The following is a 4,841-nucleotide window of genomic DNA, read 5'->3' on the forward strand; positions in this document are numbered from 1 at the left end:
AAGTCGTGAAGGAACTGCCCTTTGAGCAACAACAACCGCGTCACCCCCGAAGAGGCGCTGAGCTACCATATCGAGCCCGTTCCGGGGAAATACGAGATCGTGGCCACCAAGCCCATGACCACGCAGCGGGATCTGAGCCTGGCCTATTCTCCCGGCGTCGCGGTGCCCGTGCAGACGATCGCGGACGCACCCGGAACCGCCTATGACTACACCACCAAGGGCAACATGGTGGCGGTGATCTCGAACGGCACGGCGATCCTTGGCATGGGCAATCTGGGCGCGCTGGCCGCCAAGCCGGTGATGGAGGGCAAGTCGGTGCTGTTCAAGCGGTTCGCCGACGTGAACGCCATCGACATCGAACTCGACAGCGAGGATCCCGATGAGCTCATCCGCGCCATCAAGTTGATGGCGCCGACCTTCGGGGGCATCAATCTCGAGGATATCAAGGCACCGGAATGTTTCATCATCGAGCAGCGGCTCAAGGAAGAGATAGACATTCCCGTTTTCCACGACGACCAGCACGGAACGGCGGTGATCTGTGCGGCGGGGCTGATCAACGCGCTGCACCTGACCGGCAAGAAGATCGAGGACTGCCGGATCGTCCTGAACGGGGCGGGGGCCGCGGGCATCGCTTGCCTGGAACTGATCAAGGCGATGGGGGCGAAGCATGACAACTGCATCGCCTGCGATACCAAGGGCGTGATCTGGCAGGGCCGCACCGAGGGCATGAACCAGTGGAAATCGGCCCATGCGGCGAACACGGACGCCCGCACGCTGGAACAGGCGATGGTGGGCGCCGACGTCTTCCTTGGCGTCAGCGTCAAGGGTGCGGTGACGCCCGAAATGCTGATCTCGATGGCGGACAACCCCGTCATCTTCGCCATGGCCAACCCCGATCCCGAGATCACGCCCGAAGAGGCGCGTGCGATCCGGCCCGATGCGATCGTGGCCACCGGGCGGTCCGACTACCCCAACCAGGTGAACAACGTCCTGGGCTTTCCCTATCTCTTCCGCGGCGCGCTGGACATCCATGCCCGCGCCATCAATGACGAGATGAAGATCGCCTGCGCCGAGGCGCTTGCCGAGCTTGCCCGCGAGGACGTGCCCGACGAGGTCGCCATGGCCTATGGCAAGAAGCTGAGCTTCGGGCGCGACTATATCATCCCGACGCCGTTCGATCCGCGGCTGATCTACACGATCCCGCCCGCCGTCGCCCGCGCGGGCATGGACACGGGCGCGGCGCGGCGCCCGATCGTCGACATGGACGCCTACCGCCACAACCTCAAGGCGCGGATGGACCCGACCGCGTCGGTCCTGTCGGGGATCGCCGCGCGGGCCAAGGCGGCGCAGGCCCGGATGATCTTTGCCGAGGGCGACGATGAGCGCGTGCTGCGCGCCGCGGTCGCCTATCAACGGTCGGGCTATGGCAAGGCGCTGGTCGTGGGCCGCGAACATGACGTCAAGGAAAAGCTGGAACAGGCCGGGCTGGGCGACGCCTGTCGCGAGCTCGAGGTGGTCAATGCCGCCAATACGCGCCACCTCGAGTCCTATCGCGCCTTCCTTTACCAGCGGCTGCAGCGCAAGGGCTTCGACACCCACGATATCCACCGGCTGGCGACGCGCGACCGGCATGTGTTCTCGGCGCTGATGCTGGCGCATGGCCATGGCGACGCGCTGGTGACGGGCGCAACACGGAAATCGGCCCATGTGCTGGAACTCATCAACCACGTCTTCGACGCAAGGGCACAGGACGGGGCGGTCGGCGTGACCGCGCTGCTGAACAAGGGCAAGATCGTCTTCATCGCCGACACGCTGGTGCATGAATGGCCCGAGCCCGAGGATCTGGCCAAAATCGCCGAGCGGGCGGCGGGCGTTGCGCGCAGCCTGGGTCTGGAGCCCCGTGTCGCCTTCCTGTCGTTCTCGACCTTCGGCTATCCGGTGTCCGAGCGCGCGACCAAGATGCACATGGCGCCCCAGGTGCTGGACCGGCGCGGCGTCGATTTCGAGTATGATGGCGAAATGACCGTCGATGTCGCCCTGAACCCGGTGGCAATGGCCCGATATCCGTTCTGCCGACTGACGGGGCCGGCCAACATCCTCGTGATGCCGGCCCGCCACTCGGCCTCGATCTCGGTCAAGCTGATGCAGGAGATGGCGGGGGCCACGGTGATCGGGCCGATCCTTGCGGGCGTCGACAAGCCGATCCAGATCTGCGGCACCGTCTCGACGGTGAACGACATCCTGAACATGGCGCTTCTGGCCGCCTGCGAGGTCGGCTGATGACGGTCTACTGCCTGGGCTCGATCAATGCGGACCATGTCTACACGGTCCCGCATCTGCCCGCGCCGGGCGAAACCCTTGCCGCCAACGGCCTGACGCGCGGGCTGGGCGGTAAGGGCGCGAACCAGTCGGTCGCGGCGGCCCTTGCGGGCGCGCGGGTGGTCCATATCGGCGCGGTCGGCGCGGATGGCGACTGGGCGGTGCAGCGGCTGGCGCGCTTCGGGGTCGAGACCGATCACATCGCGATCTGCGACGCGCCAACGGGCCATGCGATCATCAATGTCGCACCCGATGGCGAGAATGCCATCGTGATCCTGCCCGGTGCGAACATGCGGCAGGATACTGGCCGGATCGCCGACGCGCTGGCGGGGGCGGGGCGGGGCGACACGCTTCTCCTCCAGAACGAAACCTCGCACCAGGCCGAGGCGGCCGCTCTGGCCACGGCTTCAGGGTTGCGCGTGGTCTATTCCGCTGCGCCCTTCGATCTGGCGGCGCTGGGCGCTGTCCTGCCGCATCTGTCGCTTCTGGTGCTCAACGCGGTCGAGGACGCCCAGATGCGCGCCGCACCGGGCCGGAGGATCGACGGGTCAGAGATCATCGTCACCGATGGCCCACGCGGCGCGGTCTGGCGGTTCCACGGCCAGACACTCTCGATGCCCGCTTTCCCGGTGACCCCGGTCGATACCACGGGGGCGGGCGACTGTTTCATCGGTTCGCTCGTCGCGGCGCTGGATCGCGGTCTGCCCCGCCCTGAGGCGCTGCGCTATGCCAGCGCCGCCGCCGCAATCCAGGTCACCCGCCCGGGCACCGCCGACGCCATGCCACCACGCGCAGAGGTCGAGGCCTTCCTCGCCCGCGCCTAGGATCCGGCAAAGGGCGCGGCATCGCCCCAAAGCGCGCGAACCCGCGCGTCGCGCCCGCAGGCCTCGCGATAGAGCTTGTAGGCCTCGGCCTTGGATTTCGGGCCGAAGCGGGTGATCACGATGTCCCGCTTGCGGTAATAATCCTGATGATACTCCTCGGCCGGATAGAAGGGCGCGGCTTCCAGGATCGGCGTCACCACCGCTTGCCCCAATGCAGCCTGCGCCTCGGCCTTGGCAGCCTCGGCAACCCGCCTTTCCACCGGGTCGGAGACGAAAACCGCCGTCCGATAGCTCTCGCCCCGATCACAGAACTGGCCCCCCGCATCGGTCGGATCGACCGAGCGGAAGAACAGCGACAGGATCTGCTCATAGCCGATCACCTGCGGGTCATAGACGATGCGGACCGCCTCGTAATGCCCGGTGCCGCCCGCGGTGACCTGCCGATAGGTCGGGTTCGCCACCGTCCCGCCGGTATAGCCCGACACGACCTCCGCCACCCCCGCGACCCGTTCGAAATCCGCCTCGACGCACCAGAAACAACCCCCCGCCACGATCGCGGTCTGCATCTCGCCCGCCTCCGCCCCCGGATGCCTGACGGTCAGGCCCAGAACGATTGCTGCCGCCAGCACCAGCGGCTTGAGAATGTCACGCATGCGCATCTTTCCCGGACTCCTTCCAGGCAAAAGGATAAGCCCGGTTCAGGCCATCCCGGAAGCCACAAGCCCGTGACCATGCGTGCGGAGGGCACGGATGACCCGGGCGCACTCCGCCCCCCTCCTTCTTCTGGCCGAAAATATCCCGGGGGTCCGGGGGCAGCGCCCCCGGCGGGTCGGCTTGCGCAGCAAGCCGAAACCCTTCGCGCACTCGATCCGCGGGCTTTCGCCCGCCGCCTCGCCCTAGCCGCCCAGCCGCCGCTTGCGCATCGCGATCAGCCGCAGCCGCAGCGCGTTCAGCTTGATGAAGCCCTGTGCGTCCTTCTGGTCATAGGCGCCCGCGTCGTCCTCGAAGGTGACATGGCTTTCCGAATACAGCGAATGCTCCGACCAGCGGCCCACAGTCCGCACCGAGCCCTTGTAGAGCTTCAGCCGCACGGTGCCGGTGACATGCTCCTGCGACTTGTCGATAAGCGCCTGCAGCATCTCGCGCTCGGGACTGAACCAGAACCCGTTGTAGATGAGTTCCGCATAGCGCGGCATCAGCTCGTCCTTCAGATGCGCCGCGCCGCGGTCCAGCGTGATCTGCTCGATCCCCCGGTGCGCTTCCAGCAGGATCGTGCCACCGGGGGTTTCGTAGATGCCGCGCGACTTCATCCCGACGAAGCGGCCCTCGACCAGATCCAGTCGGCCGACACCATGCCGTCCACCGATCTCGTTCAGCCGGGTCAGCAGGGCGGCGGGCGACAGCGCCTCGCCGTTGATTGCCACCGCATCGCCGCGCTCGAAGCTCAGCTCGACATATTCCGGCGTATCGGGTGCCTTTTCCGGATCGACGGTGCGCTGATAGACGTAGTCGGGCGCCTCGACGGCCGGATCCTCAAGCACCTTGCCCTCGGAGGAGGTGTGCAACAGGTTCGCGTCGACCGAGAACGGCGCCTCGCCGCGCTTGTCCCTGGCGATCGGAATCTGGTTCTTCTCGGCGAAGTCGATCAGTTTCGTGCGGCTGGTCAGGTCCCATTCCCGCCAGGGCGCGATCACCTTG

Annotated in this window: 4 protein-coding genes; 2 read left to right on the forward strand and 2 right to left on the reverse strand. The window is 66.7% G+C overall.

Annotated elements, in window-relative coordinates:
• Positions 1 to 21 precede the first annotated feature (21 nt).
• A complete protein-coding gene (locus tag ENN83_RS13960) occupies positions 22 to 2,280 on the forward strand; it encodes an NADP-dependent malic enzyme (RefSeq protein WP_287187915.1) in 2,259 nt (752 codons plus the stop codon).
• The gene (locus ENN83_RS13965; protein WP_287187916.1) at positions 2,280 to 3,143 is read left to right on the forward strand and encodes a ribokinase; all 864 of its coding nucleotides are present in this window, start codon (positions 2,280 to 2,282) and stop codon (positions 3,141 to 3,143) included. Before ENN83_RS13960 ends, ENN83_RS13965 begins: the two co-directional genes overlap by 1 nt.
• Here the strand turns inward: ENN83_RS13965 and msrA are convergent.
• Positions 3,140 to 3,796 (reverse strand): peptide-methionine (S)-S-oxide reductase MsrA, encoded by a 657-nt coding sequence (gene msrA / locus ENN83_RS13970; RefSeq protein ID WP_414707671.1) that lies wholly within the window; start codon positions 3,794 to 3,796, stop codon positions 3,140 to 3,142. The genes ENN83_RS13965 and msrA overlap by 4 nt on opposite strands.
• Positions 3,797 to 4,039: 243 nt before the next feature.
• Positions 4,040 to 4,841: argininosuccinate synthase (locus ENN83_RS13975; protein WP_287187918.1), on the reverse strand; the 802-nt coding region annotated here is incomplete at its 5' end.

This window comes from Rhodovulum sp., assembly GCF_011048875.1.
Taxonomy (GTDB): Bacteria; Pseudomonadota; Alphaproteobacteria; order Rhodobacterales; family Rhodobacteraceae; genus Rhodovulum; species Rhodovulum tesquicola.